Annotated in this window: 29 protein-coding genes, 1 tRNA gene and 1 pseudogene; 18 read left to right on the top strand and 13 right to left on the bottom strand. The window is 38.5% G+C overall.

Features of this window, described 5'->3' with window-relative positions:
• Positions 1-117: 117 nt before the first annotated feature.
• The 3 genes from mecA (at position 118) to pepF (ending at position 4,062) form a co-directional block, all read left to right on the top strand.
• Positions 118-804: an adaptor protein MecA gene (gene mecA, locus CIL03_RS05655; protein ID WP_094884345.1), complete on the top strand. Its 687-nt coding sequence runs from the start codon at positions 118-120 to the stop codon at positions 802-804.
• Between the two features lie 154 nt (positions 805-958).
• Positions 959-2,140 carry a competence protein CoiA gene (locus CIL03_RS05650; RefSeq protein ID WP_094884343.1) on the top strand — a complete coding sequence of 394 codons (1,182 nt, stop codon included), beginning with the start codon at positions 959-961 and terminating at the stop codon, positions 2,138-2,140.
• A gap of 110 nt (positions 2,141-2,250) precedes the next feature.
• On the top strand, positions 2,251-4,062 hold the full coding sequence (gene pepF / locus CIL03_RS05645; protein WP_094884341.1) for an oligoendopeptidase F: 1,812 nt from the start codon (positions 2,251-2,253) through the stop codon (positions 4,060-4,062).
• A gap of 1,048 nt (positions 4,063-5,110) precedes the next feature.
• Here the strand turns inward: pepF and CIL03_RS05630 are convergent.
• The 3 genes from CIL03_RS05630 to CIL03_RS05620 all read right to left on the bottom strand — a co-directional run bounded on the left by CIL03_RS05630 (position 5,111) and on the right by CIL03_RS05620 (position 7,086).
• Positions 5,111-6,004, bottom strand: coding sequence for a ClpXP adapter SpxH family protein (locus CIL03_RS05630; protein ID WP_094884335.1), 894 nt, complete (start codon positions 6,002-6,004; stop codon positions 5,111-5,113).
• A 17-nt stretch (positions 6,005-6,021) separates the two neighbouring features.
• Positions 6,022-6,402 (bottom strand): globin domain-containing protein, encoded by a 381-nt coding sequence (locus tag CIL03_RS05625; RefSeq protein ID WP_094884333.1) that lies wholly within the window; start codon positions 6,400-6,402, stop codon positions 6,022-6,024.
• Between the two features lie 111 nt (positions 6,403-6,513).
• On the bottom strand, positions 6,514-7,086 hold the full coding sequence (locus CIL03_RS05620) for a CYTH domain-containing protein (RefSeq protein WP_094884331.1): 573 nt from the start codon (positions 7,084-7,086) through the stop codon (positions 6,514-6,516).
• A gap of 150 nt (positions 7,087-7,236) precedes the next feature.
• Here CIL03_RS05620 and yjbM point away from each other — a divergent pair, with 150 nt between their 5' ends.
• From yjbM to CIL03_RS05605, 3 genes are all read left to right on the top strand, one after another.
• A complete protein-coding gene (yjbM, locus tag CIL03_RS05615) occupies positions 7,237-7,845 on the top strand; it encodes a GTP diphosphokinase (protein WP_094884329.1) in 609 nt (202 codons plus the stop codon).
• Positions 7,846-7,943: 98 nt separating this feature from the next.
• Positions 7,944-8,753: an NAD kinase gene (locus CIL03_RS05610; RefSeq protein ID WP_094884327.1), complete on the top strand. Its 810-nt coding sequence runs from the start codon at positions 7,944-7,946 to the stop codon at positions 8,751-8,753.
• Positions 8,754-8,768: 15 nt separating this feature from the next.
• Positions 8,769-9,659, top strand: coding sequence for an RluA family pseudouridine synthase (locus tag CIL03_RS05605; RefSeq protein ID WP_094884325.1), 891 nt, complete (start codon positions 8,769-8,771; stop codon positions 9,657-9,659).
• On the opposite strand, the gene prpE is transcribed toward CIL03_RS05605, so the two are convergent.
• A complete protein-coding gene (gene prpE, locus CIL03_RS05600) occupies positions 9,646-10,386 on the bottom strand; it encodes a bis(5'-nucleosyl)-tetraphosphatase PrpE (protein WP_094884323.1) in 741 nt (246 codons plus the stop codon). The two genes, CIL03_RS05605 and prpE, sit on opposite strands and share 14 nt — an antisense overlap.
• 151 nt (positions 10,387-10,537) lie before the next feature.
• Between prpE and mgtE the strand changes: the two genes are divergently transcribed.
• The 3 genes from mgtE (at position 10,538) to CIL03_RS05585 (ending at position 13,210) form a co-directional block, all read left to right on the top strand.
• Positions 10,538-11,920 (top strand): magnesium transporter, encoded by a 1,383-nt coding sequence (mgtE, locus tag CIL03_RS05595; protein WP_094884321.1) that lies wholly within the window; start codon positions 10,538-10,540, stop codon positions 11,918-11,920.
• Positions 11,921-12,062: 142 nt separating this feature from the next.
• The gene (locus CIL03_RS05590) at positions 12,063-12,521 is read left to right on the top strand and encodes an ASCH domain-containing protein (RefSeq protein WP_094884319.1); all 459 of its coding nucleotides are present in this window, start codon (positions 12,063-12,065) and stop codon (positions 12,519-12,521) included.
• Between the two features lie 188 nt (positions 12,522-12,709).
• Positions 12,710-13,210, top strand: coding sequence for a CotO family spore coat protein (locus CIL03_RS05585; RefSeq protein ID WP_094884318.1), 501 nt, complete (start codon positions 12,710-12,712; stop codon positions 13,208-13,210).
• Between the two features lie 65 nt (positions 13,211-13,275).
• Here the strand turns inward: CIL03_RS05585 and CIL03_RS05580 are convergent, their stop codons facing one another.
• On the bottom strand, positions 13,276-13,734 hold the full coding sequence (locus tag CIL03_RS05580) for a CotY/CotZ family spore coat protein (protein ID WP_094884317.1): 459 nt from the start codon (positions 13,732-13,734) through the stop codon (positions 13,276-13,278).
• 201 nt (positions 13,735-13,935) lie between these two features.
• Between CIL03_RS05580 and CIL03_RS05575 the strand changes: the two genes are divergently transcribed.
• From CIL03_RS05575 to CIL03_RS05565, 3 genes are all read left to right on the top strand, one after another.
• Positions 13,936-14,295: a hypothetical protein gene (locus CIL03_RS05575; protein WP_094884316.1), complete on the top strand. Its 360-nt coding sequence runs from the start codon at positions 13,936-13,938 to the stop codon at positions 14,293-14,295.
• Positions 14,296-14,504: 209 nt separating this feature from the next.
• Positions 14,505-14,705, top strand: a complete 201-nt coding sequence (locus tag CIL03_RS05570) for a hypothetical protein (RefSeq protein ID WP_094884315.1) — start codon at positions 14,505-14,507, stop codon at positions 14,703-14,705.
• Between the two features lie 119 nt (positions 14,706-14,824).
• Complete coding sequence (locus CIL03_RS05565) at positions 14,825-15,085, top strand: hypothetical protein (RefSeq protein WP_094884314.1); 261 nt, start codon at positions 14,825-14,827, stop codon at positions 15,083-15,085.
• Positions 15,086-15,111: 26 nt separating this feature from the next.
• Here the strand turns inward: CIL03_RS05565 and CIL03_RS05560 are convergent, their stop codons facing one another.
• The 6 genes from CIL03_RS05560 to CIL03_RS05535 all read right to left on the bottom strand — a co-directional run bounded on the left by CIL03_RS05560 (position 15,112) and on the right by CIL03_RS05535 (position 21,430).
• Positions 15,112-15,819 carry a DUF421 domain-containing protein gene (locus CIL03_RS05560; protein ID WP_094884313.1) on the bottom strand — a complete coding sequence of 236 codons (708 nt, stop codon included), beginning with the start codon at positions 15,817-15,819 and terminating at the stop codon, positions 15,112-15,114.
• 194 nt (positions 15,820-16,013) lie between these two features.
• Positions 16,014-16,436, bottom strand: a complete 423-nt coding sequence (locus tag CIL03_RS05555; RefSeq protein WP_094884312.1) for a GNAT family N-acetyltransferase — start codon at positions 16,434-16,436, stop codon at positions 16,014-16,016.
• The gene (locus tag CIL03_RS05550; protein WP_094884489.1) at positions 16,433-16,951 is read right to left on the bottom strand and encodes a YjcG family protein; all 519 of its coding nucleotides are present in this window, start codon (positions 16,949-16,951) and stop codon (positions 16,433-16,435) included. Before CIL03_RS05550 ends, CIL03_RS05555 begins: the two co-directional genes overlap by 4 nt.
• A gap of 134 nt (positions 16,952-17,085) precedes the next feature.
• Complete coding sequence (locus CIL03_RS05545; protein WP_094884311.1) at positions 17,086-17,811, bottom strand: alpha/beta hydrolase; 726 nt, start codon at positions 17,809-17,811, stop codon at positions 17,086-17,088.
• A gap of 72 nt (positions 17,812-17,883) precedes the next feature.
• Positions 17,884-19,710 (bottom strand): ABC transporter ATP-binding protein, encoded by a 1,827-nt coding sequence (locus CIL03_RS05540; protein WP_094884310.1) that lies wholly within the window; start codon positions 19,708-19,710, stop codon positions 17,884-17,886.
• A complete protein-coding gene (locus tag CIL03_RS05535; RefSeq protein ID WP_094884309.1) occupies positions 19,700-21,430 on the bottom strand; it encodes an ABC transporter ATP-binding protein in 1,731 nt (576 codons plus the stop codon). The genes CIL03_RS05540 and CIL03_RS05535 overlap by 11 nt, the downstream gene beginning before the upstream one ends.
• Positions 21,431-21,718: 288 nt before the next feature.
• On the opposite strand from CIL03_RS05535, the gene CIL03_RS05530 reads away from it, so the two are divergent.
• From CIL03_RS05530 to CIL03_RS05515, 6 genes are all read left to right on the top strand, one after another.
• Positions 21,719-21,791 (top strand) — tRNA-Val (locus CIL03_RS05530).
• Positions 21,792-21,985: 194 nt separating this feature from the next.
• On the top strand, positions 21,986-22,150 hold the full coding sequence (locus CIL03_RS19765) for a hypothetical protein (RefSeq protein WP_165767898.1): 165 nt from the start codon (positions 21,986-21,988) through the stop codon (positions 22,148-22,150).
• A 49-nt stretch (positions 22,151-22,199) separates the two neighbouring features.
• Positions 22,200-23,225 carry a DUF2332 domain-containing protein gene (locus CIL03_RS05525; RefSeq protein ID WP_240507999.1) on the top strand — a complete coding sequence of 342 codons (1,026 nt, stop codon included), beginning with the start codon at positions 22,200-22,202 and terminating at the stop codon, positions 23,223-23,225.
• Positions 23,226-23,366: 141 nt separating this feature from the next.
• Positions 23,367-23,654 (top strand): transporter associated domain-containing protein, encoded by a 288-nt coding sequence (locus CIL03_RS20050; protein WP_240507998.1) that lies wholly within the window; start codon positions 23,367-23,369, stop codon positions 23,652-23,654.
• Entirely contained in the window at positions 23,606-23,725 is a 120-nt protein-coding gene (locus CIL03_RS20045) for a transporter associated domain-containing protein (protein ID WP_338061873.1), read from the top strand. Before CIL03_RS20050 ends, CIL03_RS20045 begins: the two co-directional genes overlap by 49 nt.
• 94 nt (positions 23,726-23,819) lie before the next feature.
• Positions 23,820-24,494: a serine/threonine protein kinase gene (locus CIL03_RS05515; RefSeq protein ID WP_094884307.1), complete on the top strand. Its 675-nt coding sequence runs from the start codon at positions 23,820-23,822 to the stop codon at positions 24,492-24,494.
• Between the two features lie 161 nt (positions 24,495-24,655).
• On the opposite strand, the pseudogene CIL03_RS20365 reads toward CIL03_RS05515, so the two are convergent.
• A pseudogene (locus tag CIL03_RS20365) lies at positions 24,656-24,766 on the bottom strand (hypothetical protein); the annotation flags it as partial.
• A gap of 80 nt (positions 24,767-24,846) precedes the next feature.
• A complete protein-coding gene (locus CIL03_RS05505) occupies positions 24,847-25,515 on the bottom strand; it encodes an RluA family pseudouridine synthase (protein ID WP_094884306.1) in 669 nt (222 codons plus the stop codon).
• Positions 25,516-25,768 lie beyond the last annotated feature (253 nt).

Here is a 25,768-nt window from a genome sequence, read left to right as displayed (position 1 = left end):
GTTGAAACCATACAATTTTGGGTATTGAATGATAAGAAAGAATATAATTTTATTAATAGATAAAGGTGAAGCTGTCTCTTCCACCTGACTATTTTATAGAAGGGAGAGAAATAAACAATGGAAATAGAAAGAATTAATGAAAATACAGTGAAATTTTATATTTCCTATATTGATATTGAAGATCGCGGTTTTGAACGAGAGGAAATCTGGTATAATCGTGAACGAAGCGAGCAGCTGTTTTGGCAGATGATGGATGAAGTTAATTATAAAGAAGATTTCAATGTCGAAGGTCCCCTATGGATTCAGGTTCAGGCAATGGATAAAGGACTGGAAATAATTGTTACAAAAGCACAAGTATCTAAAAATGGCGAAAAGCTCGAGCTGCAAACAGAGGATGGCAATACGGTAGACTTTCCTGTTGATAAAAAAATCGAGAATATGCTGGATGATAAATTCGGAAAAGCGGAAGAAGAGGAAGAAGATGATGAGCTTGAAACAGAAAATCTGTGGATCATTGTCAGCTTTGATGAATTTGAAGATGTCATCCAATTGAGTCATTACTTTGATAACTATACCGAAAATGCGGAAGAAACACTTTACCATTATAAAGATAAATATTACCTGTATATGGAATTCTCACAGAATTCCCTTGATGATCATCTGCAGGAAAATATCATCAGCCAGGTTCTGGAATTTGCTGAGGATACTGACGCAACCATTCACTTCTTAGAAGAATACGGGAAAAAGATTTTCGAAGTAAACACCTTCGAGCAAGTTCGGTCTTACTTTCCAGTACAGGTATAGGCACTCAATTAAAACGGAGTGTCTATTTTTTTGTGCTTGAACCGAATATCGCTTTTTATGTCTCAGAATTAACTATTGACAAAAATTTCTTTCTTACATTTTCTAAAAGGATTTTGTCCACCTCTGTCGAATAATAGATTTAGGAGGTGATGTGGTGCTGCAGGCAAAGACCCTTGAAGGGAAGCTCATGACGCTTGCCATATTAACAAGAGAAGAATTGAAAAAACTGAAACAGGAGAACAAATTATTTTTTTGCCCCACATGCAGTCAGCAGGTAATTATAAAAGCCGGATTACAGATGATCCCCCACTTTGCTCATAAATCCATTATTGATTGTCCATCCGCTGAGGGAGGGGAAGGGGCCTACCACGAACAAGGAAAGCTGCTGTTGTACCAGTGGTTTAGGGCTCAGGGTATCACCGTTCAACTGGAGGCATTTCTCCCCGAAATAAACCAAAGGCCAGATTTACTTCTGACATTAAATAACAAAAGGATCGTGGTCGAGTACCAATGTGCACGAATTCCGGTCGAACTGATCCAACAGCGCAATGAAGGCTATAAATCTGCTGGAATTACTCCAATTTGGATCCTGGGTGCAAATCGACTTAAACGGCAGACTGGAAATCACTTCAAAGCAGATCAATTTACACTTCAATTTCTCCACAAATTCTCAACCAAATATCCACTAATTTTATATTACTTCTGTCCGGAAACACTTCAGTTTATCACTATTCAGGATAGTTATTTGACAAAAATTGGCCAGGCAGCTGGGAAAATCAATGCTGCAAAATTGAATATGATTGGATTTACTGATATTTTTAAACAGCAGTCCTTCGATCCGGATGAAATCTATCAGTTGTGGAAAAAAGAAAAGCGACAGTTTCGTTTGAAAGCAAGGAAGCATCTATTTGGCAGCGAGCTGGCCTGGCATCAATGGCTTTATTTGAAAGGTACGCATCTGGAATACCTGCCATCGATCATTCACCTGCCGAATGCCTCGGCTCATTGGATGAAAACCCCTGGCTGGAATTGGCAAAGCCGGCTTTGTCTTGATGTGATTGACAAGCTTTCTGCCGGTAGCTCCTTTTCACTTAAAACTTGTGAATATCATCTACGGAAGCAGATTCACAACCCACAGTATTTTCCGCTTATTCTATCTGCAGAAAACCCTATAGAAAATTATCTCAGACAGCTTTGCCAGCTGGGCATTATTGAGCAGCTTTCTGACCATACCTATCAAAAACAAAAAAACTTAACATTTTATAATTCCATCGAAGAAGCATTAAAGGGAGATGATCAGTTGATGAATGCTCTTCAAAACAAAATAGAAGCATGAAGTAAGGGAATTTCGTTATACTAAATAAATAGGGATTTATTTTTTGAAGGAATTTCCTAAGAAATCCAGAATTATCTATAGTAGAGAAAAATATACAAGGAGGAATTAGCTTGGCAAAAGCGGCAAAAGAACTACCAAAACGCAGTGAAATACCTGAAGAATCCACATGGAGATTAGAAGATATTTTTGCAACAAATGAAGAATGGCAGACCGAATTTAAAAAATTACAGGCAGATATTCCGGAAATAGAGAAATATCAGGGAAAACTGTCAGATTCTGCGGACATACTATATGACTTGCTGCAGATGCAAGATGAATTATCTGAACGCTTAGGCAAGCTGTTTACATATGCCCATATGCGTTATGATCAGGATACAACCAATTCCTTTTATCAGGAAATGAATGCACAGGCGGAAAATGTATTGACTCAAGCCTCCAGTTCCATGAGCTATATCGTGCCGGAAATTTTGGCGATGGATGAAGATAAATTAAAAGGGTTTCTTGAAGAAAAAGAAAAATTACAGCTGTACCAAAAGACTTTGGATGAAATTACACGGCAGCGTCCGCATGTGCTGAGCCAGAAAGAAGAAGTATTGCTGGCTGAAGCATCAGAAGCATTGTCCAATTCGTCTCAGACATTCGGTATGCTGAATAATGCGGATCTGACATTTCCGTCGATTACAAATGAAGATGGGGAAGAGGTGGACCTCACACATGGCAGATACATCCGATTCCTGGAATCGAAGGATCGCCGTGTCCGTGAAGAAGCATTTAAAGCAATGTATGATACGTATGGCAAGTTTAAAAATACTTTCTCATCTACACTTAGCGGAAATATAAAGAAAGATAATTTTTACGCAAAAATCCGTAATTATAATTCAGCAAGGCAGGCAGCACTTGATGATAATAATATTCCGGAGCAGGTTTATGATAATCTGGTAGAAGCAGTTAATGAAAAATTACCGGTATTGCATCGCTACACAGAGCTTCGCAAAAAAGTGCTAGGGCTTGATGAACTGCATATGTACGACTTGTTTACACCACTAGTCAAAGATGTGGATATGGAAATCCCTTATGAACAAGCACAAAAGTATGTACTTTCCGGCCTGGAACCACTTGGAGGCGAATATGCGTCTATCCTGAAGGAAGCTTTCCAAAATCGCTGGATTGATGTTGAGGAAAATAAAGGCAAACGAAGCGGGGCGTATTCTTCTGGAGCATACGGGACAAATCCGTATATTTTAATGAATTGGCAAAGCAATGTGAATGACACGTTTACATTGGCACATGAGCTTGGCCATTCTGTGCACAGCTATTTAACGAGAAAAACACAGCCATTCCGCTATGGTAATTATTCAATTTTCGTAGCTGAGGTTGCTTCAACAACAAATGAGGCTCTATTGAATGACTTTATGCTTAAAAATCTGGAAGACGAGAAGCAGAAGCTATACCTGTTGAATCATTTCCTGGAAGGCTTCCGAGGAACGGTTTTCCGTCAGACAATGTTTGCTGAATTTGAGCATGATATTCATGTCCGTTTGCAAAATGGTGAGGCTTTAACGGCGGATAAACTGACTGAACTTTATTATGCTTTGAATAAAAAGTATTTTGGAGAAGCGGTTGTATCAGATGAGGAAATCGGCCTGGAATGGGCAAGAATACCCCATTTCTACTACAACTATTATGTATATCAATATGCAACAGGATACTCTGCGGCAACTGCACTAGCCAATGGAATCCTCGCAGGTGAAGATGGAGCAGTGGAGCGTTACTTAAACTTCCTGAAAGCAGGAAGCAGTGATTATCCAATTGAAGTGCTGAAACAAGCCGGAGTGGATATGACATCCAAACAGCCAATACTGGATGCATTAGAAGTGTTTGAGAATAAATTAAACGAGATGGAAGCTTTATTGCTGAAGTAGAATAGTAAAACAGGATGATCGATGGCGATCATCCTGTTTTTTGATATGGGCAGGTGAAAAGTCGCACAACTTTAATTGGAAGCGCACGACTTTCGGGAGAGTTGCGCAACTTTCAGTGGTTGTTACATAACTTCGGGCTGGCATCGCATCCTTAAGAAATCCTGATCAGAAACTCATTGACATTATTCAGCCAATTCATTTTTACCGCATACCCCGATAAACACGTCTATGTGTGAAAGAGTAGATGGTTAAATAAATCGAAACAAACAATAATGGCAATGTAAAATAAAGTGGAATAAGGGACATAAGGCCAAGGATATTTAAAAAGAAAGAGATAATGGTCAGCACTAAAAAGAGAAACGGGAGGAGAAAACCATCTTTCATGGTGTATCACACCTTTCAATAAATATGTACTATAGCATATGTTAAAGAAATATGTATTAGAAGTGACATTTTTGTGAATAAATGCACATACTTATTGATTCAAAATAAAATGACTGCTATTATATAAATGTAAGATAAAACAAACAAACCCCTTGTTTGATCATGAAACTTTCTCCCATCCCCCTTTGTTATTATACAAAGTGAGAGATCTAAGGATATACGCTGCCCCGTATATCCTTTATTTTTTTCCAAATGAAGCTTAACTTGTAGTTGATGTAAATTGCAAAGTAAAATTAGTTTGACTTCCAAAAATTGTGCTGATGCTACCGTTCGGGATCGCTGCGGGCGGATGCTTTCCGCGGGCACGGCCTCAGCCTCCTCGAGAAAACCACTCTGCGGGGTCTTCGGACACGTGCTATTCCCGCAGGAGTCACCGCCCTCCGCTCACCCGAACTGGTGAGGTGGTTAGATGCTTTGTATATTATTACTAATGCAATTCATCAGCGGTAACTCAACATCATATTAAGTATTAAGTTAGTTCGCAATCTATATAAATTGTGACAAACTATATGAATTTAACCTTATTCAAAAAGCTTGCAGCATCCAGAATCCACATTATAATTTTACAACTCCAAAAAAATAAGCCTTACAAAAGAAGGCTCAGTTAACCAATATATTCCCAAAACGATCCATACTTTACAGGAATTCGGTTTACAGTTCGTTTCAACTGCAATTTCTTTAATTCTCTTTCTGTTTTTGCAGTTGTCCAATCATAGACAACAGAAACTTCCTTCGTGCCAACAACTTTATAAAATGACAGAAAGTCTTCGAGTGGTGGCTTTTCAGAAGGGATTGGGGTCTTCTGCAGAATTTCCTGCAATACTCGCACATAAATATCATATGGGTACAGTCCGGATATTTTAATTCCCTGTTCTTCGATTAGCTGATTGAAAAAGACAATGGTCGGGATGTAATCAACATCCATTTCATGTGTCAATTTTAAATCGCATTGAAACGCCTTTTTAGCAGAATCGGAATAAAGATCATTTTTGAATTCGGAAATATCCAGATTCGCCATCTCCGCACACCTCAGTAAAACATCTTCATCAGAAATATTTTGTTTATTTAAAAATACATTTTCCTGCAATTTGCGTAAGAAGACTCTTCCTTTTTTCTTGCCCTGTAATTCAGCTGCTTTTATAGCCAGAGATGCAAGCCATGGGAGAGAAACAGGATTTTCAATCCATAAATCGCCATCACAGCTCATTCCTGTGCGCTTTGCAGTTCGTTCCCATATGTCCTTCAGCTTTCTTGGCTGATCAAATTGATCATTATTCAATGTATTTAAATGGCCGCTTACAATAGGGCGTATTGTGAAAAATCGACCATACTCAATAGAAAGCTTTTTTAAATAAGGCTCCAGTGACCAACATTCAGGGCAAAGAGGATCTATAAAAACATAAACTTCAATCGGCTTTTGTACAAAGTCAAAAAAGCTATATTTTTCCGATGTGTTTGTCTGAGTTGAGCCTTTTAGCCCAGTTTGATTCCAACTCACATCGATTCTCCTTTCTATTATTCTGGTTTGTTCATCATGTGGTTTGCGGTCAAGGTTAATTTTTCAAATATAGCTGTACGGTATGGTTCCTCGATTTCTGCTTCGATTAGTGCTTCCGCCATGCATTCCAGCCATGCATCCCGTCTTTCCGGTGTTATTGGAAAGGGCAGGTGTCTTCTTCTTAGCATAGGCTGACCACGATCTTCCAGATATAATTTTGGTCCTCCGAAAAATTGGGTTAAAAATAAACGCTGTTTTCGAGCGGTTTCCGTTAAATCTTCGGGAAAAATAGGAATCAGCTTCGGGTGCTGACCAACCCGCTTATAAAATGCAGTGACAAGTCTGTCTATCGGTTCAAAACCACCGATTGCCTCAAACATGGTTCCAGGTTGCGTCATGTTCCGTCTCCTTCTATTTAAACAACATTATTGTAAATGAAATGTAAATATATTGTAGCAACGGAACACCATCCGGGCAAATAATCTGATTGTTTGAGTGGGTTGAATGACCTAATCAGACATACCAGAAAAGAAACGTTTTATTTTATTGGGAGTTTTTCTTTTTGGAATTTGGTACTTCTCTAAAAGTCTGTTAAAAACGTCCTCACCGATAGTTCTGGAGGATGCCTCCAGTTCCAGTTCGTAATCCTCCTGGCCATGATAGGTACTGTAGTCAAGAATTAGCAGTACATCTTGATAATCAACTTCACGCCGTTCGGTTGTTAAACTTCCATAATAGATCAGATTTTGGGGTGAAATACCTTTCGCCTCTAATTGCTTTGCTGTATGCTCTTTTTCTTGTATATTTCCTTCCATCCAATTTTGTGCTTCCTGTTTCGTCAGCACATCATGCGTTTCCAGCAGGCCCTGGGAATGCGGCTCTTTCAAGGTTAACTGGAACTTGCCGTTCTTTTCCCTGATTCGCAGGGCACAGCCATTTTCCCTCAGTGAAAAATTCTTTGTTTCAAAATAAAAATTTGTTTGTGTTTCACTATATTCTGGAAAAGGAAGATTATACAAAAGCCGGTCAAATTCTTCCTTTGTTAATAAATTTTTAAATTCGATTTCGATTTCCTGTGACATAGACAAGCCCCCATCTATAAAATAGGTTACTATTGATTATGGCTAATTCTTATTGATTATGCAAAGATTAGCCATTCCCGGAAATTATGATAAAATGGTATGGACAGCTTATGAGCGAACAAATTAAGAAGAACCAGGTGGTGTATGACGATGAATTGGGCAGCAATTCTTGCACCTTATGCACAAGTCGTTGAAGAATTAAAGGTGAAATTGAAGGGCATGAGAAATCAATTCGAGTATGACTCCAGACATTCTCCAATCGAGTTTATAACCGGAAGAGTGAAGCCCATCCCAAGTATTCTGGAAAAAGCAGAAAGCAGACAAATACCCTTAGAAAAAATAGAAAAAGAAATTCAGGATATTGCAGGTGTCCGGGTCGTATGTCAATTTGTTGACGACATCTATACAATTGTGAATATGCTCCGCACACGTAAAGACTTAAAGATAATCGAGGAAAAAGATTATATTACCGAAAAGAAAGATAGTGGCTACCGCTCATATCATATGGTTATTGAGTATCCGGTGGAAACAATTGATGGATTGAAAATAGTGATTGCTGAAATTCAGATACGTACATTGGCAATGAATTTTTGGGCGACCAATGAGCATTCATTAAATTATAAATATAAGGGTAGAATACCCACAGAAATAAAGAAGAGACTGCAGCGTGCTGCAGAAGCAGCTTTTAAGCTCGATGAAGAAATGTCCAAAATTAAGTATGAAGTACAGGAAGCCCAGCGGATCTTTCATCGGAAGTAACTACATAATGGCTTACTAATAAATAATGATTAAAACAGCGAAGTTACTAAGGCAGCGATGGAAAACAAAAAGCCTAACTGGAAGGGGATGGTTTCGGAATGAAATTTAAGATTGTATCAAAAGGTGATGATCGTTCAAACCGGATTAAAGCAACCATGAAGCAATATTTAACTGAATTTGACTTGAAATATGACAAAGAAGAGCCGGATCTTGTCATTTCCGTCGGTGGCGATGGGACGTTTCTGGAAGCATTTCACCGTTATGTTCACAGATTAAAATCAACAGCTTTTATTGGTGTACATACAGGGCATTTAGGGTTTTATGCAGACTGGACACCCGATGAAGTAGAAAAATTAATTATTGAAATTGCAAAAACACCATTTCAGGTGGTGGAATATCCACTGCTGGAGGTAACCATACGCTCGGATACAGGTGGGAAAGAAGATCGTTTTCTGGCATTAAATGAAGCTATGATTAAAACTGCCGATGGATCGGTTGTTTTTGATGTGGAAATAAAGGGAGAGCATTTCGAAACTTTTCGGGGTGATGGCATCTGTGTATCCACACCTTCAGGAAGTACAGCATATAATAAGGCTCTTGGCGGTGGTATTATTCATCCATCACTTGAAGCAATCCAGCTTACGGAAATGGCCTCGATCAATAATCGTGTTTTCCGTACCATAGGTTCACCATTAATTTTGCCGAAACATCATACCTGCTTGCTGAAGCCAATGGTCAACAGAAGCTTTTTAATTGCGATAGATCATTTTACAACAAATTATACAAATGTAAAATCAATTCAGTGCCGTGTTGCAGATGAACGGGTGCGTTTTGCGCGATTTAAACCATTCCCGTTCTGGAATAGAGTACGCGATTCCTTTGTAAGAGAAGACGATAATTCAATGTAGTGATGGTGAAAGGGAATGAAATGGACGATAACAAATGAACATAATGGCATGATTATCCGTGAATATTTGCAAAATGTTCACGGCTTTTCCAGAAGGCTTATTAAACAGGTGAAATTTGACGGAGGAGACATCCTTGTTAATGGAATGCCTAAAACAGTTCGGTATGCATTAAAACCTAAGGACATACTGGAAATAAAATTTCCCCCAGAGAAGATCGGGAGTCACATATTGCCGGAGGAGATGGAGCTTGCAATCGTGTATGAAGATGATGCCATTATCATTGTTGAGAAACCAGCCGGAATTGCTACCATTCCATCACTGCATCATCAAACTGGCTCGCTTGCGAATGGCCTCCTCGGATATTATAAAAAAAATAATATCCCATTTACCATCCATGTTGTCACAAGGCTGGACCGGGATACCACGGGATTGGTTCTGATAGCCAAACATCGCTACAGCCATTCCCTATTGTCAGCCTCACAGAAGGCAGGGGAAGTTAGGCGAAAATATATGGCCGTAATTGAAGGAATCCTTCAGAAAAAACAGGGAACGATTGATGCACAAATTGGAAGAAAGCCTGGTTCTATTATTGAGCGGATAGTTACAGAGACTGGTAAAAATGCAGTTACACACTACAAAGTCATTCGTGAAACGGGCAAGCATTCTTTGCTTGAAATAGAACTGGAAACTGGACGAACCCATCAGATACGGGTTCACTTTTCTTTTATGAAACACCCGCTTGCTGGTGACAATTTATATGGAGGTTCAACAGAGCTGATTACCCGCCAGGCACTGCACTGCTGTGAAATCAGTTTTAATCATCCTGTTACAAAAAAAGTAATGACATTTCAATCACCACTACCAGCTGATATTAAATCACTGAATGATGTTACTACTCAAAGTTAGTGAATTTTTCGGGAAAAAACGACTGTTTGGACGGGACGGATGTCGTTTTTTTCTCCGGCATGGAAAATGCAGATAATGCATTCCCAAAAACACAGCCTGTATCGATATTGATCGTGTTGTTAACAATGCGGGGCTTCATTACAGGCGTATGGCCATATACAATCCACTGATCCCCATGATAGTGCTGTGCCCAGTCCAGGCGGATCGGCTTCCCATCCTTATCAAATTTGCCTGTAATATCTCCATAAAGGACAAATGTTTTCACCTTTTTATCGGTTCTGCCGATTAAGGACTCTTTAATCCCTGCATGTGCTACAACTGTTTTCACTTCAGGCAGTACAAGATACAGGGGAGCCTGATCGTACAAGGTCATGAATTTTTCCGAAATAATCTCCTGCTCGTCCTCAGGTAATGCTTTGAATTCAGCCACTGTTGTCTCCAGTCCATGGCTTTCGTGGACTTTATTTCCTAAAAAGTAGCGGTATAATTTATTACAATGATTGCCAGGTACATATTTCGCCACATTATGTACAACAGCCATTTCATAAACGAGCTTTATTACCGCAAGCGAATCTGGCCCCCGGTCAGAAATATCTCCTAAAAATACAGGGATTCTGAAATCAGAATGAATATAGATACTGTCCTGTTTTCTGTAGCCAAGTGTTTGAAATAGATGATGTAATTCTTCTAAGCAGCCATGAACATCTCCAATAACATCGATTTTCATAAAAAAATCACCCTTACATATCTGAAGTTATTTACTTTGTCCGTTTTTTAGTTTCTAATAGATAGTGTACCCTAAATGTGATATTGTTTCATATGATGATTTGCAGGGAAATTACGATATATGACCGTTTGGCCAGAGAGGACGTGTTCAAGTGGAAGCCTATAATAAATTTGAAGATAATTATGAAGAAAAATATGAAGTACAATGGGGAAAATTAAAAGCAGCATTAGATGAAGAAAATATAGAAGATTTCCGATTCGATTTCCTGGACATGCATCCATATGACCAAGCAATGTTTTTTATGGATCAGCCAAAAGAAAACCGGTTAAAAGTGTATGCTTATTTATCACCGGAAGAAATTGCTGAATTAGTGGAAAGTATGGAACTTGAGGATACATTGGAATATTTTGCGGAAATGGATCCGCGTTTTGCTTCCATGGCATTGGCAGAGATGGCAGTGGATAATTCTGTCGATATTTTAAATGAGCTGGATAAGGAGCAGGTGGCAAGCTTTCTGACGATTATGGATAAAGAAGCGGCCGACGAAATTAAACAGCTGCTTCATTATGAGGAGAAAACAGCCGGTAGTATTATGACCACGGAGTTTGTAGCTCTATACCTCACACAAACAGCCGGCGAAGCTATGCAAGAGCTGAAGGCGAAGGCACCTGATGCTGAAACCATTTATTATTTATATATTCTTGACGATGACAAACGTCTGGTAGGAGTACTTTCAATTCGTGATTTAATTGTTGCAGATGAAAATGCACTGATTGAAGAGATAATGAGCGAAAAAATTGTGGCGGTTTCTGTGGCCAAGGACCAGGAAGACGTTGCACAGATGTTTCGCGATTATGACTTCCTGGCACTGCCAGTTGTTGATTTTCAAAATCATTTATTAGGAATCATCACAGTTGATGATATCCTGGATGTTATGGAAGAAGAAGCCAGCGAAGATTATTCAAAACTCGCAGCAGTTTCTGAAGTGGAAAGAACAGATGATAATGCCTTTATTTCCGCAAAAAAACGTCTGCCGTGGCTAATTATTCTTCTGTTTCTTGGAATGTTCACCGCCAGCTTGATTGGACGATTTGAAAACACCCTCAACCAGGTTGCAGTGCTTGCAATCTTTATCCCGTTAATTGCCGGAATGGCCGGGAACACAGGAACTCAAGCCTTGGCAGTTGCTGTAAGAGGACTGGCTACAGGCGATTACGGCAAGCAGGGGAAAGCAAAACTTATTCTGCGTGAGGCAGGAACTGGCTTAATTACCGGAACAGTCTGCGGAATAGTAATCACTATTGTCATATACTTATGGAAAGGTGAGATATTTTTAGGCATACTTGTCGGCGTATCCATTATGGCAACATTGGTTATCGCTACATTAGCCGGCTCGCTGATTCCAATGCTAATGGATCGTTTTAAAATCGACCCTGCAGTAGCATCCGGCCCATTCATCACAACAATCAATGATATTATTTCGATATTGATTTATTTTGGAATGGCTACGGCGTTTATGCAGTTTTTGATTTAGTTTTGTGGAAGCAAAGAAACTTTGTGAAATAAGAGCAGTCGAAATCGATGGCAACAGATTACAGGTTTTTTATTGGAAATAGACTCTTAGATAATTCGGGCTGTATATGCAGCGCTAATAGATAGAAGGCGGGTTGATACAAATGAATAATGATTCCATTAAACAAATATGGGAGGACTTTCGAAAGTTTAATCCAGATGCACCGGAGAACTATCAAGCATGGGCATTTGGTGATTCAAGGGAAATGGCTGACAAGTTAGCGAAACTGGTACTTGAAGGAACCAAAACTGCAACAGCATCAAATTATACCTTGTATGAATTGGAGAATGAGGCATTACCATATGCTGGCCTGCATAATATTATTCTCAATGGAGATGAAAGAGCAGTTGCAATTGCAGAAACTACTTCTGTTGAGGTTATCCCATTTGATGAAGTTACTGAAGAATTTGCTTATCTGGAAGGTGAGGGAGACCAGTCACTGAAATATTGGCGTGATGTACACGAGGCATTCTTTAAAAGAGAATTTGAAAAGATTGGTCAGGAGTTCCATGATAAGATTCCGGTGGTTTGTGAGAGGTTTAGAGTAGTTTATAAAAAATAAGATAATTTTAGATAAAGGCAAATTGTGAAAGTTTGCAACCGCTTTTTATGGTATGATCCTTTAAATATTGCAAATATCCGTTCGAGAGCCGTGGATCCGTCCGAACTTACAGTCCAATACCACAAACACACATTTAACTTCCTGGGTTCATATAATGGGTTGACGAATGAAAAAGGGGAGATTGACACATGGGTAAGAAGAACATTGCAAGAGATCCGCTGCTTTATATTCATCAGCCGGTAAACCGTCAGCCAGAAGCACCGATGCAGTATAGTTATGTTACTCCAAAAAAATCCGGTGATACCGTTGTTCAACCAAAAAGCGAAGCGGCTGGTTCAACACAGTCTGCCCGCCCAATTAAGCGGGGTACCTATTATAAGGAATTGGATGGAAATGAAGAGAGTGAAAATGAAGAGACTGTTGATGAAAGTGTAGAAGACGGTCAGCCGTCAATGAATGAAGATAAAAAATTCAAGGATATGACTATCAAGGAGAAAGTGGCTTATTTTGCAGACAATCCAAATTATGCTCCAAAGGTGAAATGCGAAGTTAAGACTGAGGATAAAACCTATCGAGGCATTATTACAGATTTTGAAGAGAATATTGTATACATGCGGTTCGGAAATAGATCGGTAAAGATTCAAATTCCACTTGATAACATAAAAAATATAAGAATGCTTGGTTTTTAGCAAAAAAATACACCAATGAAAAGAGGCGTTAACCTCTTTCATATGGTGTATTTTATTTCGTATGATTAGTTGAATGCATCAATTGCTGGCAGGCAAGTTACATGGCAGAAGCAGCTTAAATCAACTGTAATGCAGATGCCTGTTGCACGTAGACGCCCAGTGTGTTGTTCTACTGGGTTATCAGGATTATCTTCATTGTCATCTCTGTCTCTTAATAGCTCAAGAACTGCACAGCAGTCATCCTTTACCTTTTTAACTCTGAAATAGAAGCTTCCTTCTACATCACGAATTCTTCTCGGATGTGCTCCGAAGCCTTTAAATGGTTTACAGTTTCCTTTGCAATATAAAAGTACTGGGACTGTATCCAAACCATTTCCATTGTCATTATCACCCATTAAATCTTGAATGGACTGATCACAGCTGCTGTCACAGCAATTTTCAATGACATCATTTTGAACTTCTGCGATTTCTTTTAGAATATCGCATACACAGTTCCCTGTATCAAAGTCTTTTCCACAACCCATGAATTATTACTCCTTTCAACATGTAATTGACTTAGTTGTCTTTAATAGAATATGTACCGGTGTACAGATTGTGTGGGCATTTATCTGAGTTTCCTGTGATATTTATCTTATAATTCTCTGCCATAAAGGGCTGATGACTATACCCGATAGAAATTTTGTACATAGAATAATAACGACCTACAATGGAAGGAGAATTGACAAATGTCTGAGAAAAAACAGATAATTAATGTGAAAGATCTTGTTATCAAAGCAGATAATGTATATCTGGAACCAGATCATGACCGGAAAAGGCGGGGTGATTGGGATCAGGGACATGTTCGGGGAAGGGACGAAGAACGGGATCACGAAAGAAAACGACATGAGCATGACCGAGAAGAAGACCACAGGAGACATGATCAAGAGGACGAACGAAGAGAACATGATAGAAATCGAAATCATGATCCGTTTTTTGGATTTTTCGGTGGCAGGAGAAATGAAGAAGAATCCTCGGATCATGGCCATGAACACAAAATGGAAAGCAGTGAGGAGAAAAGGGGCAGAGGACCTTTTTCCTGGTTATAAATTGAAATCGAAGCAGCTAATTGGTTAGCTGCTTTTGTTTGTACTGATAGGAAAGTATAACTTTTTAATGAAATCAGTATAAGTGTAACTAAGGCTTTCGCCATTAAAGCTTGCACTCCAGAGTATAAGGGCTTCTAGTAAAGCAAAATACGCTTTTCAAGAATCCCTTTAACGAAAGCCAAGTTTTCTAATAAGGAAGTGATGTAATTATGAAGCGGGAAAGTGGATGGCTTAAACATTTACAAACTATTGAAAAGCACTTGGAAAAGAATGAAAAATGGTTCCAGTATCCTGAAAAGAAAATGCATAACTTCGAAAGTAATATGGCTGACTGGAATAATGAATTTTTACAAAATATGGAAGAAGTTGAAAAATTCATGGAGGGATTGGAAAAAAGAATGGAAAATTAAAAATAATAAACATAATTTTATAAAAACCAGGGTATAGACTAATGAAAGCGTCATAAAAACGTAATGTGTTCCGTATTATATGTTAAATGAAATCGCTTTAGTAAAGAGGGGGCTTTACGATGGGATATATTTTACCGGTAGAACGTTATCAATATCATGATTATCAAATACGTAATATCCAGGAAAATCAAAACAAACATTTCATTGAGAAACCCTTTAAAGTGATCCTGGAAAAAAGACATCATGAAATTTCAAATGAATATGAACGGCTTAATGGTGTTCCAGAAGGCTACAGACAGCCTATCATAGATCGGTCAGCAGCTGAAAAATTCTATGGGGAACTGACAGGCAAAGGAATGAATTTTACTAAATCAGTGTAGTCATAAGAAGTGGGATGTTTAGAAGATTAAACATCCCATTTCTTATGGTCTCTATTTTCAAATGGAAGGAGAAACAGTTTTTTTCCTTTGTTATACTCCGCGTAGAAAACATCCTCAACCCGCTGGAAATCCTGCTCTTCCAGCTGTTCCAGCAGCCACTCTTCCGTAAGATTTTTTTCCTTCAGGTTGTCGTATATGATCTCGCCATCATTAATAAGTGTTGTACTTAAATTAACATCCTGGGGAGCAACTTTCATATCACTTTTTGTAGGTGTTTGAAAGGCTGACTTTTTTAATACAGATACCGTACCGTTAGTTTCCAGGATCGCGTATTCAACTTCACTTATCGAAAAAACATCCTTTCCCCTTAACAAGTTTTGCAGCTGATTAACATCCAATTTATTCTTTTTCATGGTATCGCGAATTAATCTCCCATTATATATGATAATCGCGGGCTCTCCCTCCAGCAATTTACGAGTTGATTTAAATTTTTGCGAAATGATTTCGGTTGAATATAATAATAATCCCCATAAGACAATTACAAATGCAATTTCAGGAATTCCGGCTTTTTCATCAAAAAGAGCATTTCCAACCAGCTCGCCTAAAATTAAAGCAGAGATAAAATCGAATGCGGTTAATTGACTAATTTGAGTTTTACCGAGAACTTTCGTTAAAATAAATAAGGCAACAAAACCAAAAACTGTATCATAAAACATTGAAAAAATATTTTCCAATCGAGTTCATCCCCTTTTTGGCATTTAGGGTTTAGTTTAACCATGAAAAGGGCAATTCATTCATGTAGATTTGTTTGAGGTGGGTTATATGAGATTGTGAAGGAGATATCAATGAGCGAGCTATCCGTCCGAGATCCAGAATTTCCACTTAAGCGACACCAAAAAAGACGCTCCATCGTGAGAGCGCCTTCCAATTATAATTCCTTAACCATCGCTACGTGCGGGATTCCGGCATCCATGAATTCACCGGAGATGGTTTCATAGCCAAGCTGATGATAAAATTCTTCTGCGTGTGTTTGGGCATTGAGTTTGGATTTTTTATAGCCTTTTTGTGAAATAAGATTTTCCATGGCTTTGATGATTTGTTTTCCGTGTGTTTTTCCACGATGCTGTTTTAAAACACAGATGCGCTCAAGCTTGCCGTAATCATCGGCGAAACGGAGGCGGCTGGCTGCGATTGGTTCTCCAGATTCGTAACCGATGAAGTGAATAGCTGTTTTGTCATGCTCATCAAGCTCTTCATCGGCTGGCACGTTTTGTTCCTCAACAAAAACGACCATTCGAACGTGGTAAGCATGCTCCAGCTCATCATGTGTTTCTGCTATCTTTACGTTCACACGTGTTCCTTTCCAAACACAAACGATTCGAAAACAGTCCAGGATCCATTATCTAGCTGATATAACAATTGGAAGCGGTCGATTTTATCTTCAACCTGGAAGTTTTTCATTTTCATACTGCCAAACACATCGGAGTATTCATCATGCACAAGCTTTTGTGCAACTGTAATATGCGGAACAAAAGAAAATTCCTTATTATCCGGGAATTTCCCTGTATGCATTTTTTCATACAAATCGATCAGTTCCTGTATTGGCTCAACTTTGAAGTAAATTGTATTTGTAACAGGAGCAAATGTACTGACTTTGTTTATATTAATGGTAAAAGGATCTGTTTCATTAGCAATGTGTTTAAGCTCTGTAACTAGTTCATTAATTGTTTCGTCATCTGCCTCAAATGATTCCTTTAGTGTGATATGTGGTGGAATCAGGGCGTAATGCGGGTCGTAACGCTTCCTGTATGAGTTTGCTTCATCTTGGATTGCTTTTGATGGAAAAATAGCTATACCATATTTCATCATTAAAAACCTCCTATATTATTTACCATTTTCTTACTCAATATGATGGACTGCTACCTTTTTTAGGCATTCTGTTTTTATTATAACAAAGATTACAACGAAATAAGAGTTTTATTTTCATATAATTGTAAAAATTAATTAAACATTGTAGTTAAAACACGTTTCATATCGTTTTGCCAGTATTTCCACGTATGCTTGCCATCTTCCAATTCATGATACACCACGTTTGCACCTTTACTTTCCAAAAGCTCATGCAGCTGTCGGTTTGGTGTGACAAAGTCAGCCTTTTTACCATCTGTTGTATCTACTTCGGATTCTTCTATGCCAATCGTGTGATACATTTCGATTGAATGAATATCTTTGGCATTTTCTACCGTATCCAATACTTTCTTATCAACATACGGGGACTGCATAATGATTTTGCCAAATGTATTTGGATATTTCAGTGCTGTCATGAGTGCCAATGTTCCTGCAAGCGAATCACCCATCAATACACGTGACTGTCCCATATGATATGTTGGAATCTCCTCATCCAGTAATGGGACAACCTCATTTACCAAAAACTTCGTATAAGCTGCATTCTGTTCTCCGGATGGATGATATTTTTTCCGGCGGTCGAATTTATCTTGATAATGAATGCCGGCAAATACCGTATTTGTGATTTCACCTGAAGTATGCAGCCTGTCACTCAATGTCGCTATTCTTCCCATTTGAAAATAATCATTTCCGTCCTGCATGATGCAGATATTGTATTTATATAATGTAGAAAAGCTTTCAGGCTGGTATATTTTAATAGTCATCTCTTCTTCTAAATACTTGCTTTCAATTATTTTCTCGATAAAAGTACCTTTTCTTGCCATTTAAACACCTCAATTAACTGTAATTTCCCGTTTCCTATATAACTTAAACAAGCTACCGTTATTATAATTGCTTTAATTGGCTTTTTCTAATAATTGCCCCTGATGTAATTGATAGTAATTTCCGCGCTGATTTATTAATTCTTCATGGCTTCCCTGTTCAAGGATTTCACCATACTTCAGCATAATAATTTTATCTGCCTCCTGAATCGTATTCAGGCGATGGGCGATAACAAAGCTTGTGCGTCCTTTCATTAGGCGTTTTAATGCATCTTGTATTTTTAGCTCAGTGATTGTATCAATATTGCTTGTAGCTTCATCGAGGACCAAAATTGCTGGTTCAGCAAGCAGGGCTCTTGCAATTGTCAAGAGCTGCTTTTGCCCCTGGCTGATTCCACTGCCGTCCTGATCCAAAATCGTATCATAGCCATGTTCTAATTTTTCAATGAAATCATGGGCATTTGCGTCTTTCGCAGCCTGATTTACTTCCGTATCTGTGGCATCCAGTCGACCATAACGAATATTTTCACGGATCGTATCATGAAAAAGAAAAGAGTCCTGTAAGACAAATGCCATATGTTTACGCAAATTTGATCGTTTAACGTCTTTTAAATCTATTCCATCCAGCGAAATTCTTCCACTGTCATAATTATAGAACCGGGAAATCAGATTAATGATTGTTGTTTTACCAGCACCTGTATGACCAACAAAGGCAACTGTCTCACCAGGGTGAGCTTCAAAGCTGATGTTTTTTAAAATTGGTGTATCCTCATAAGCAAAGGATACATCTTCAAAAATCACATGTCCTTTTGTAGATACCAGCTCCTTCGCATTCGCTTCATCTGTTTCTTCCTGCTGCTCATCAATAACATTAAATACACGCTCGGCACCTGCGACTGCTGAAAGCAGAATATTAAACTGGTTGGAAAGTTCATTCAATGGTCTCGTAAATTGTCGGGCGTATTCGGTGAAAATAACAATCACACCGACTGTGACAAGTCCTGTCCCATTAATCGCAAGAATTCCGCCGACAAGGGCAATTAATCCGAAGCTCAAGAAATTCAGCATATTCATTACTTTCGGAATAAAACCTGAAATCGTCAATGCCCAAAAACCAGTATTCTGCAGTTTTTCATTCCGTTTTTCAAATTCATGGATTACCCGCTCTTCCTGAGAGAACGTTTTAACAATATGCTGGCCTGAAACAATTTCTTCGACATAGCCATTTACTTCTCCAAGATCATTTTGCTGTAATTTATACAATGGACCGGTTCGTTTTGTGATCCACTTCATTCCTAAAAACATCAATGGAATTATCGACATCGTTACAGCCGTCAAAATCGGGCTGAGATAAAGCATAACTCCGATTGTACCAACAAGTGTCAGTATACTGGCAAAAATTTGAATCACAGATTGGTTCAATGTATTGTTCACATTATCTATATCATTGGTCACCCGGCTCATCAGTTCCCCATGCTGCCGTTTATCGAAATAGGAAATAGGCAGGCGATGGAATTGATGAAAAAGATCTGCTCTTAATGAATAAACCGTGTTCTGTGCAACACCTACCATCCAAAAGTTTTGCATGAAAATCGAAGCAGAGTGCAGGAAATAAATGATAACAAGCCAGATGAGCAGCATGCCAAGCCCTGCACTTTCCTTCGTTACAATATAATCATCAATAGCCATTCCGATCATAAACGGTCCAAGCAGACTTAAGCCGGAACTGATTACGACCATCAGAATAACCAATGTCAGCTTGGCTTTCTCTCTTGCTAGATAAGACCAAATCCGTTTAATCGTACCGGCAGTATTTTTTGCTTTCTTTTTCTTATCTGCATTTACATTATCAAGTGAAATTCTTTTATATTGAAAAGGCTTCTTCAGCGACTTATTTGGCATATGCATACTCCTTTCCAAACTGCGACTCGACAATTTGCTGGTAAAGTTCAGATTGCTTCAGCAGCTCTTTATGTGTCCCAACCGCAAGTACTTCTCCATCATCCATGAGCAGAATACGATCCGCATTAATGGCCGTGGAAATTTTTTGTGTAATTATCAGGGTCGTGCAATCATAATGCTGGATTGCATCAAGCAAACGGTCTTCTGTTGCTAAATCGAGTGCACTGGTACTATCGTCAAGCATTAAGACTTTCGGCTTGCGGATCAATGCACGGGCAATGGAAATCCGCTGTTTTTGACCGCCGGATAAGTTAACCCCTTTTTGGCCAACCTTTGTTTCATATTGATGTGACAGATCCATAATCGTGTCATGGATCTGTGCGTCTTTGGCAGACTGGATGATTTCCTCCGTTGTTGCACCATTTTTACCCCAGGCAATATTGTCGGTAATAGAACCTGTGAACAGCAGCGGACTCTGCGGTACATAGCCAATGCTGCCGCGAAGATTATCCAGTGTATAGGAAGCGATCGGTTTATCATCAACAAGAATTTTACCGCCGGTTGTATCATACAGGCGGGGAATCAGCTGGAATAAAGAGGTTTTACCTGCACCGGTTGCACCAATAATTGCAAGTTTTTCCCCAGGATTAATTGTAAATGAAATACCCTTTAAAACTGACTCGTTACTGCTTGGATAATTGAAAAATACATCCTTATATTCAATCTTGCCTTTTGTTATAGCGGATTTCTTATTCGCATCTTCACGGTAAGTCAAATCGACGTCTACAGTCAGTACTTCACTGATTCTTTCTGAAGATGCCTTTGTACGCGAGAATGCCAGGATAATGAAGGTGAACATAGAAATCGCCATCGATACACGAAGTGCATAATTTACAATTGTTACAACTTCACCAACTGATATATTTCCTGCAAGGGACTGGATATTTCCAAACCAGATAATAAAAATCAGACTCAGGTTCATGACAAACAGGAGAATTGGCATGGAAGCCTCTACAAAACGAAAGGTTGATCTTGTTATATTGGCAAGGTCGCTGTTTGCTTTAACGAAGCGACTTTCTTCATGGTCCCGTCTCAAAAATGCTTTGATCAGGCGCATTCCTGCAAGGTTTTCCTGCATGACACGGTTCACATTATCAACATTGCGCTGAACCTTATCAAACAATCTGGTGGCAATCTTTAGCACCCATAAAATGAATCCGATAAGCAGCGGAACCGTAACAAGGAATACGAGTGAAAGCTGCACATTCACAGCAAATGCCATAATGACCCCACCAAGCACGATCAATGGAGCCTTTACCATAATCCGGAGCCCCATGAAAATCGTATTCTGGATCTGCCGTACATCATTGGTAAATCTCGTGATTAGGGCAGAGGTAGGGTACTGATTCAAATTTTTAAAGGAAAATTCCTGGATCTTCTCAAATAATTTCTGCCGGATATCATACCCAAACGCAAAACTAACGTGTGATGAATAAAAGGAATTGAAAATCCCGGCGACAAATCCTGCAAATGCCAGGCCAATCATGATACTGCCCCACATGATGATATTATTTAAATCCTGATTGATTACCCCGTCATTGATCATCAACCCGAGAAAGAAAGGGAGCAGCAGTTCCACTGCCAGTTCAACCAGCATCAGACTATATGCAATGATAATAGGGAATTTATATGGTTTTAAAAAAGAAAAAACATTTCTCACAATGACCCTCCGCATGGCGTTAATAAATACAATTTTACTACTATTATAATGGTAAAGAGAAGTTTATTCCAGTCTTTACTTCGTGTTCCGAAATGAATTTTTGATGTGTTGGGGAGGTAGATTGTGTGGGGATTGGTTGTGGAGCGGATAGATGGTGTTTGGAATTGGACAAATGAGAGTTCAGACCGGACAACTAATGTTTTTCTCACGAAGCCAACTCTAGTATGCAATTTAATGTTGACATAAATTAGCTCTTTCTATATAGTTGAATTATCCTCAATTACATACGATTCCGTAGCTCAGCTGGGAGAGCGCATGCTTGACAGGCATGAGGTCGTTGGTTCGAGCCCAATCGGAATCATTAAAAATAAAGTCTGCATTCCTTGCAAGTCAAGGGGTGCAGACTTTTTAATGTTTTTATGTTTTTGTCGCCAGTCGATAATAAATAGTCTAATTCAAAATGAACAGTTTTATCTAAAGCAGGATAATCTGTAATTTACAAAGAATATAATATTATCAGTTCAAATTAGTGATTTGGAAAGGGAAGACAGCAGAATGAAGAAAAAGATTGGCTGGAAAAAAGGTGAAAGAGCAGGGGCTTCGGTGCAATACATAAAAGAGAAATATAAAATAGATTTGATTTCAACAACGAATCAGTTAGATATTATTAGTAGTGAATTAAAGGGCTTAATTTTGGATATAAGAAAATTGCTTACATAACAGAAAATGGTCAACATCTACTTTTAATGACTAGAAGGAAGGGATGTACGTGGATCTCCCCCAATTATCAAAAAGGTTTAAAGCATTTGCTGAAAAGGAATGTGCAGGTTCGAGTGAACTGTACGAACATTTATCCTTGAAGATAGCCGAAGATAACGAATTGCTTGAATTGAGTTCCTATGTCAGAGAAGGACAGCCTGTTCCCAACCTGCTTTTGGCCGCAATTCATTATCTTCTGCTAAAAGGAACTGTACACAAATTACGTGACTATTACCCAAATTTAACAGAGAGACCTAAATCTCTTAAAAATTCTTTCCCGAATTTCAAAGACTTTTGCTCTAGCCATAGGGACCAGATTATACCTATCCTGGGGGAAAAAATAGTACAAACAAATGAAGTCAAACGCTGTGGGTATCTATATCCAGTTTTCTCTTACATCTATGAAAAAGTACAAAAACCTTTGGCACTGATTGAAATCGGAACAAGTGCTGGGCTTCAGCTTTTATGGGATAAATATGCCTACTCTTATAATTCGGATGAAATATATGGAGATAAGCAGTCAACCGTTCATATTAAATCAGAAATTAAAGGAAAAAATAGGCAACTTTCAAAAAATATTCCTCTGGTAACTGACAGATATGGATTGGACTTGCATATTAATGATCTATCCAATGCAGAAGACAGTTTGTGGTTAAATTCTTTAATCTGGCCAGAACACAAAGAGAGACGAACATTATTCACAAAGGCTGCAGCATGTGTCCGAAATAATAGATATAAGCTACAATTCATTGAGGGGGATGGTGTAGAAAAACTGCCTGGCTTAGCTGAAGAAATACCAGACGCTTCGGCTATATGTATTTATCACACCCATGTTGCCAATCAGATGCCGCCAGGTGTAAAGCATAAACTATTAGCTAATGTTAAACGGATTTCTGAGAGAAGGGATGTCTTTCATATTTATAATAATATTTGGGATGGCTTTCTTCATCTCGACTCTTATATTAATGGCCGAGAAGATAATAAAGTAATTGCTGAGACTGATGGTCATGGAAGCTGGTTTAAATGGATGGTTTAGAACCAATGTTAAAAACCAAAACCAATTGAAATAGAATCAATAGGTTCTGGTTTTTTCTGCTTAATAATTGTCAAATGCTTCGTTTGCTTTCATTTCTTAGGATGCCCCACCGCCTGCAGTAATGAACATATTGCTATTGTATTGGATGAATATGGTGGAACAGAAAGTTTAGTTACCATTGAAGATGTTATTGAAGAAATCGTTGGGGAAATTTTTAGTGAAAGCAATGAACCTGGAGTTACAGAAGAAGAAATAAAAGAAATCGAACCAAATAAATATGAGTTAGAGGGGATTTATCACCTTTGGGAACTTGAAGAAGCCTTTAATACGGAATTTCCTACCGAAGATTTTGATACGGTCAAACGGTCAGTGGATTTCTTATTGACAAAATTGGGCATATTTCTGCTAAAAATGAACGTCCGGTTATAAACTATAATAATTTTATATTTGAGGTAACAGAGGTAGGAGATAATCGAATTGAAAAGGTAGTTTTCAACTAAATGGAAACGAAGATGAGAGCTAGGATTTAGAAAAATGGATTTTGCCATAATATTAGAAGACTGACTTTTTTTAATAAATAATGGGTGGGATTAAATGGAAAATGAATGGGATATAGTGGCTGATTCTCTGTCCAGAATTACTGTTTTTTCAAATGCAAATAACGAGCCTGTAACAATAAGTGGTAGCGCAGATGATTTGAAATGTATAGGTATGGGGACAGATGCGGCCGTTTTTCAATCTTTAAATGCCCCGGCTTTTGCATTTAAAAAATATGCAAAGGAAAAAGCAGCTAAAGTAAAAGTTGAAGCAAATGTTTATCAGTTATTAGAAGAATCACCTTTCTTTTCAACATGTTTTGCTTCTTACGAGGATTATCTCGTTTTAAGCTACGAGGAAGGGAAAACTCTTTTTGACTGCATTCTGCAAGGGATTCACATTCCAAAACAGGTTATAAATGATGTGGAGGATGCAAGAGAATATGTGCGTACTAAGGGGCTTAACCCTCGTGATATCCATTTGAAAAATATTTTACTGCAAAACGGAAGAGCAAAAATACTTGATGTCTCTGAATACGTACTGCCTGGTAATGATTTCAGATGGGAGCATCTAAAAAAAGGATATGAACAACACTATCATTTAATTGACAGTAATTCTGTGCCGTTTTGGTTAGTTGAAACGATACGAAAGTGGTATAACCAGCGGAATAAATATTTTTCTTCATATGAGGAGTTTATGAAAGTTGTTTTAAAGTTTCTGTACAAAAAGTAGGAGACCCGCCCCATTTCACTCAGTTGAAAAATACATAAATATATTATTACAAGCTAGCAGCAATTAAGTAATTCTAAGACTGAGGGAACTAAAACGTTAGATTGAAAATGGAGAACCACTGGGACTGGTTTCTTACACCAGTCCCATGGGCCAAACAAAATTCAGTTCTCTGAATAGGTGCGGACGCGTCCCCGTAGTTCATTGTTACCCCAAATTCCCCTGCGCAGGCCTTCCAATTGAACGATCTGGATATGGTCGACAAAGAGGTTGACATTCGGTCCTTTTTAAATATAAGTTATATCGTTGTTTTTATATAGGGAGTAATTGGTATAGGCTATAACTCCCTGATGATTCACCAAAGATTCCACGGATATTCATTTGGTGGCTGTGATTGTATTTTAATTTCTTCTTTTTTCGTAGGGTGTTCAAAAGCAAGCGTTTGTGACCATAGGGCAATTTGCTGTCCTGGCTGATTCACTTTACTGCCATATTTTTGATCGCCATAAAGTGGACAATTTCGTGAGGCCATCTGGACCCGTATTTGATGGGGCCGACCGGTATGAAGCCGGATTGACAGCAGACTTAAACCTTTTTTTATTCCAATCACTTCATATTCAAGTACTGCTTTCTTTGCATTTCTTTGATTAGGCTTTGCGGTATATACGATATTCTGCCGACGGTCTTTAACAAGGTAATCCTCCAGCACACCGCTTTTTTTCGCAGGCCTTCCCCGCACCACGGCTAAATATCTTTTCTCGACGTCATTTCTCCGGATGGAATCTGAAAGACGGGATGCCGATTTCGATGTTTTCGAAAATACCATCACACCTCCAACAGGTCGGTCCAATCGATGAACAAGCCCAAGATAGACATTGCCGGGTTTCTGATAGCGAATTTTTAAATCTTCCTTTAGATAAGTGAGTAAGTCCTGATCATTTGTTCGATCTTCTTGAACAGGAATATTCACTGGCTTTTCCACAAAAAGTAAATGATTGTCCTCATAGAGAATAGGGACGTTCATATAATAACTCCTTCCATGAGGGAAGCGACAAAGTTTCCACTCTAGTTTATGACACTCATATTAGATAATCACACTGTAATTTAATTTTCAACTAAAGCGGTTATATACTCGATTTTTTAACGGTGCAAGAATTAAGGATTCAAGCGGAGTAATTAAGAAGGATTTTCTTTTTAGATAACGAATTAGTATATGAGAATTTAAAACAAAAATAAAAATCAAGTGAACCTTTTCATCCGTTCAGTTGTATAAGAAG

Origin of the sequence: Virgibacillus indicus, assembly GCF_002266285.1 — a bacterium.
GTDB lineage: Bacteria > Bacillota > Bacilli > Bacillales > Amphibacillaceae > Virgibacillus_K > Virgibacillus_K indicus.
The sequence above is the reverse complement of the archived record's forward strand: the minus strand, read 5'-3'. Positions and strand labels throughout refer to the sequence as shown.

What these genes read in the sequence shown, in the direction of transcription:
- mecA (WP_094884345.1), top strand. Translation starts at nt 118, where the DNA reads ATGGAAATAGAAAGAATTAATGAAAATACAGTGAAATTTTATATTTCC.
- CIL03_RS05625 (WP_094884333.1), bottom strand. Translation starts at nt 6,402, where the DNA reads ATGACGCAACCTGGAACCATGTTTGAGGCAATCGGTGGTTTTGAACCG.
- CIL03_RS05620 (WP_094884331.1), bottom strand. Translation starts at nt 7,086, where the DNA reads ATGTCACAGGAAATCGAAATCGAATTTAAAAATTTATTAACAAAGGAA.
- yjbM (WP_094884329.1), top strand. Translation starts at nt 7,237, where the DNA reads ATGAATTGGGCAGCAATTCTTGCACCTTATGCACAAGTCGTTGAAGAA.
- CIL03_RS05610 (WP_094884327.1), top strand. Translation starts at nt 7,944, where the DNA reads ATGAAATTTAAGATTGTATCAAAAGGTGATGATCGTTCAAACCGGATT.
- CIL03_RS05605 (WP_094884325.1), top strand. Translation starts at nt 8,769, where the DNA reads ATGAAATGGACGATAACAAATGAACATAATGGCATGATTATCCGTGAA.
- prpE (WP_094884323.1), bottom strand. Translation starts at nt 10,386, where the DNA reads ATGAAAATCGATGTTATTGGAGATGTTCATGGCTGCTTAGAAGAATTA.
- CIL03_RS05590 (WP_094884319.1), top strand. Translation starts at nt 12,063, where the DNA reads ATGAATAATGATTCCATTAAACAAATATGGGAGGACTTTCGAAAGTTT.
- CIL03_RS05585 (WP_094884318.1), top strand. Translation starts at nt 12,710, where the DNA reads ATGGGTAAGAAGAACATTGCAAGAGATCCGCTGCTTTATATTCATCAG.
- CIL03_RS05580 (WP_094884317.1), bottom strand. Translation starts at nt 13,734, where the DNA reads ATGGGTTGTGGAAAAGACTTTGATACAGGGAACTGTGTATGCGATATT.
- CIL03_RS05575 (WP_094884316.1), top strand. Translation starts at nt 13,936, where the DNA reads ATGTCTGAGAAAAAACAGATAATTAATGTGAAAGATCTTGTTATCAAA.
- CIL03_RS05570 (WP_094884315.1), top strand. Translation starts at nt 14,505, where the DNA reads ATGAAGCGGGAAAGTGGATGGCTTAAACATTTACAAACTATTGAAAAG.
- CIL03_RS05565 (WP_094884314.1), top strand. Translation starts at nt 14,825, where the DNA reads ATGGGATATATTTTACCGGTAGAACGTTATCAATATCATGATTATCAA.
- CIL03_RS05550 (WP_094884489.1), bottom strand. Translation starts at nt 16,951, where the DNA reads ATGAAATATGGTATAGCTATTTTTCCATCAAAAGCAATCCAAGATGAA.
- CIL03_RS05545 (WP_094884311.1), bottom strand. Translation starts at nt 17,811, where the DNA reads ATGGCAAGAAAAGGTACTTTTATCGAGAAAATAATTGAAAGCAAGTAT.
- CIL03_RS05540 (WP_094884310.1), bottom strand. Translation starts at nt 19,710, where the DNA reads ATGCCAAATAAGTCGCTGAAGAAGCCTTTTCAATATAAAAGAATTTCA.
- CIL03_RS19765 (WP_165767898.1), top strand. Translation starts at nt 21,986, where the DNA reads ATGAAGAAAAAGATTGGCTGGAAAAAAGGTGAAAGAGCAGGGGCTTCG.
- CIL03_RS05515 (WP_094884307.1), top strand. Translation starts at nt 23,820, where the DNA reads ATGGAAAATGAATGGGATATAGTGGCTGATTCTCTGTCCAGAATTACT.
- CIL03_RS05505 (WP_094884306.1), bottom strand. Translation starts at nt 25,515, where the DNA reads ATGAACGTCCCTATTCTCTATGAGGACAATCATTTACTTTTTGTGGAA.